The organism is Brevibacterium picturae, assembly GCF_030453725.1.
GTDB lineage: Bacteria > Actinomycetota > Actinomycetes > Actinomycetales > Brevibacteriaceae > Brevibacterium > Brevibacterium sandarakinum_A.
In genome coordinates, this window is sequence record NZ_JAKDJU010000322.1 from 1 (window position 1) to 1,809 (window position 1,809).

Genomic DNA, 1,809 nt, shown 5'->3' on the forward strand with positions numbered 1-1,809 from the left:
CGCAGCCACGCAGCACTCCAGCCACGCAGCCACGCAGCACTTCAGCAAGTGAGCCCCAAGACGCGTCACATTCGCCTGCGGAAGCATCACGCACCGGGAGCACTAATTCGCACTCGGACTCGCTTTCCCTCCAGTCCGTTCAGCAACTCTTCCCGGCAGCATCAAATCGCCCCGTTGCAACGGAAGGATTTGGAACGGACTGTGCGGAGTGCCCGCGGGAGGCTAACCTGAACCTGTGAATGACCAGACGCTGCTGTCCCAGAACCCACCGCCAGTCGACACCTCGGAGTCGGCCCATCCGCGCAACTTCGGCTCCGACAACTGGGCCGGGGCCCACCCCGAAGTCATCGGCGCCATCGCCGAAGCCAATGTCGGGCATACACCCGGCTACGGAGGAGACCCCTGGACCGCACGCTTCGGCGAGGTCATGAAGGGCCACTTCGGTCCGTCCGCCCAAGCGTTCCCGGTCTTCAACGGCACCGGTGCCAACGTCCTCGCACTGCAGTCGGCGCTGCCCAGGTGGGCGGCCGTCATCACTGCAGAGTCCGCTCACATCAACTACGACGAGACCGGCGCCCCGGAGAAGGTCGGCGGGCTCAAGGTCATCGGTGCCCCGACTCCGAACGGAAAACTGACACCCGAGATCATCAAGGGCTCGGTCCTCGGGCGTGGTAGCGAACACAACGCCCAGCCCTTGGCCGTGAGCATCTCCCAATCGACGGAATGGGGCACGACGTATCGTGCGGAGGAGATCCGGGCGATCGCCGACACCGCGCACAGCCTCGACATGATCCTCCACGTCGACGGCTCCAGGTTGGGCAATGCCGCTGCCCACCTCGACACCGACCTCGGCACGCTCACCACCGACGCAGGCGTCGACATCATCAGCCTGGGCGGGACGAAGAACGGGCTCCTCGGCGCCGAGGCGATCGTCGTCCTCAACCCCGAGATCGGGCAGGGGATGAAGTTCCTGCGGAAGATGAATCTGCAGCTGTCATCGAAGATGCGCTTCCTCTCCGCCCAGCTCAATGCCCTCTACGACGGTGCCCTGTGGCGCACCTCGGCGAACCATGCCAACACCATGGCCCAGCGGCTGTCGGATGGCCTCGCCGAGGCGGTCGCCAGTGGCCGCGCTCCCGAGATCTCGATAGTGGCGCCGGTCGAATCCAACGTCGTCTTCGTTCACATGCCGGGGGACGTCGCGGCCCGAGCGCGACAGAAGTTCGCCTTCGCCGACTGGCCCATGGCCGAGAACGTCGTCCGCCTCATGTGCGCCTTCGACACCACGGCCGACGACGTCGAAGCCCTCATCGCTGCCATTGCGGGGGAGTAGCGGCGAGGCCGTGGATGGCCCCTACTTCTTCGGGTCGGACTTCACGGAGACGACGGGGACGTCCGCGTCGAGGATGATGCGCTGGGCGGTCGAGCCCATGATGAGTTTGCCGACAGGGGAGCGGCGACGCGATCCGATCACGATCATGCGTGTGTCTTCGGTCGCCTCGGCGAGGGCGAGGAGTTCTTCAACGGGATCGTTTCCCCGCAGGAACTGCAGGATCTCATGGGAGGCCTCGGAAGAGCGCAGCGCCTCTTTCAGTTCGTCCATGTCCTGATTCGTCGCCACACCACGCTCGTCGGGAGTTTCTCCGATGCCGGCATTGAGCACGATCACGGTGTCATCGAAGGCCTTCGCCTGCTCGATGCCGAACGCGACGGCGGCCTTGCCTTCGGGTGAGGGGGAATAACCGACGAGAATTGTCATTGTCTCTCCTGATACGACACTGGACGAAGCACCCTCAATTAGTAGCACAT

Annotated in this window: 2 protein-coding genes; one reads left to right on the forward strand and one right to left on the reverse strand. The window is 64.5% G+C overall.

What is annotated here, in order from left to right:
• The first annotated feature begins 235 nt into the window (after nucleotides 1-235).
• The gene (locus L0G76_RS16020) at nucleotides 236-1,333 is read left to right on the forward strand and encodes a threonine aldolase family protein (protein ID WP_304358118.1); all 1,098 of its coding nucleotides are present in this window, start codon (nucleotides 236-238) and stop codon (nucleotides 1,331-1,333) included.
• A 21-nt stretch (nucleotides 1,334-1,354) separates the two neighbouring features.
• Here the strand turns inward: L0G76_RS16020 and L0G76_RS16025 are convergent, their stop codons facing one another.
• On the reverse strand, nucleotides 1,355-1,759 hold the full coding sequence (locus L0G76_RS16025; RefSeq protein ID WP_304358119.1) for a universal stress protein: 405 nt from the start codon (nucleotides 1,757-1,759) through the stop codon (nucleotides 1,355-1,357).
• Between the last annotated feature and the right edge of the window lie 50 nt (nucleotides 1,760-1,809).

What these genes read in the sequence shown, in the direction of transcription:
- L0G76_RS16025 (WP_304358119.1), bottom strand. Translation starts at nt 1,759, where the DNA reads ATGACAATTCTCGTCGGTTATTCCCCCTCACCCGAAGGCAAGGCCGCC.